We start from the raw sequence: 928 nt of genomic DNA on the forward strand, positions 1-928 counted from the left end.
TGCGTGCGGTGCCCGCGGCTAAGGTCACGGTGGCGGTGACGGTGCCATCCGCGCCAATTTCATCGCTGCTGTAAATACCGTCATCACCCATGCCTTCAAACTCAACGTTTGGAGTAGGTGCATCAGTGTTATCAACGTCTTGCTTATCAGTGGCGATAGCCGATGGGTTACCGGCAGCATCAATGACTTGTGCATCAACATTGACCTGGGTATCGCCTGCAGCGACAGGGACTTCCACGGCTTGACCAGTATCAAGCATCGCTTGGGTTACGAGGCCGTTGAACAATTCGTTGCCGTTGCCATCTGTGATGATCAGCGTGTCACCGATGTTGGTGCCCGCGGCTAAGGTCACGGTGGCGGTGACGGTACCATCAGCGCCAATTTCATCGCTGCTGTAAATACCGTCATCACCCATGCCTTCAAACTCAACGTTTGGAGTAGGTGCATCAGTGTTATCAACGTCTTGCTTGTCAGTGGCGATAGCCGATGGGTTACCGGCAGCATCAATAACCTGCGCGGTGACATCCACTTGGGTTTGACCATCGACCACCGCGACTTCAATGGCTTGGCCATTGGTGAGCATTTCGCCGGTGACCAGACCGTTAAACAATTCRTTGCCGTTRCCATCWGTGATGATCAGCGTGTCACCAATTGCGGTGCCMGCGGCTAAGGTCACGGTGGCGGTGACGGTGCCATCCGCGCCAATTTCATCGCTGCTGTAAATACCGTCATCACCCATGCCTTCAAACTCAACGTTTGGAGTAGGTGCATCAGTGTTATCAACGTCTTGCTTATCAGTGGCGATAGCCGATGGGTTACCGGCAGCATCAATGACTTGTGCATCAACATTGACCTGGGTATCGCCTGCAGCGACAGGGACTTCCACGGCTTGACCAGTATCAAGCATCGCTTGGGTTACGAGGCCGTT

Annotated in this window: 1 protein-coding gene; it reads right to left on the minus strand. The window is 54.0% G+C overall.

Annotated elements, in window-relative coordinates; all coding sequences use genetic code 11:
- Nucleotides 1-928: hypothetical protein (locus tag BM739_RS20300; RefSeq protein WP_175609566.1), on the minus strand; the 928-nt coding region annotated here is incomplete at both ends.

The sequence above is a fragment of the Shewanella sp. UCD-KL21 genome, from assembly GCF_001957135.1.
Classification (GTDB): domain Bacteria; phylum Pseudomonadota; class Gammaproteobacteria; order Enterobacterales; family Shewanellaceae; genus Shewanella.